Origin of the sequence: Campylobacter sp. S4:11, from assembly GCF_024723695.1 — a bacterium.
Taxonomy (GTDB): domain Bacteria; phylum Campylobacterota; class Campylobacteria; order Campylobacterales; family Campylobacteraceae; genus Campylobacter_D; species Campylobacter_D jejuni_C.
Genome location: NZ_JANQDC010000087.1, coordinates 1 through 568, shown reverse-complemented (window position 1 = coordinate 568; position 568 = coordinate 1). Strand labels below are relative to the sequence as shown.

The 568-nt window shown below is 24.5% G+C and carries 1 protein-coding gene and 1 pseudogene; both read right to left on the bottom strand.

Annotated features, from left to right (window positions below):
• A pseudogene (locus tag CAMP5053_RS08320) lies at window positions 1–361 on the bottom strand (hypothetical protein); the annotation flags it as partial.
• Window positions 351–568: hypothetical protein (locus CAMP5053_RS08315; RefSeq protein ID WP_337217650.1), on the bottom strand; the 218-nt coding region annotated here is incomplete at its 5' end. The pseudogene CAMP5053_RS08320 and the gene CAMP5053_RS08315, both read right to left, overlap by 11 nt.

Sequence of the window (568 nt, the reverse complement as noted above, 5' to 3'; positions counted from 1 at the left end):
CTTTTCCTCCTAGAGAAGTTATGTTTATTATGAATAGTTTTTTTGCTTTGGTTGTTATATTTAAAATTAAAATTATCCCAGCGGGTGTTAAATAATATAAAGGCCTTCTATTGGCATCTTTTATTAAATATTCTAGTATAACATTTCTAGAAGTTTCATTTTTAATAATATCTTTTAAAAAGTCCAATTCTTCTAGTGTCTGCCTTTTATGAAAATCATCTAAAATAACACTTTTTTCTTGCCAATCTCTAAAACCTGAAATTCTAGCTAAAAAATCTCCAAAATCATAAAGTCCTATATAACAATCTACAATACCATCTTTAATATCCTTAAGATGTTCCATTAATCCTTTATTTGTCATTTTCTAGCCTTTTTAATTTACAAAGAAGAAGTAAAACAATATTTATTAGTTTTCTAACAAGAAGGATAATTGCTAATAAGTAAAGCACTACTAATAATCCATATTTGACAAAAAAATATCCACCAAAAAATATTATAATTAAAAGCATACTATCTGGAATAAGCAATAAATATACAAAAGTATCATATATCCAGTTTATAATCTTAC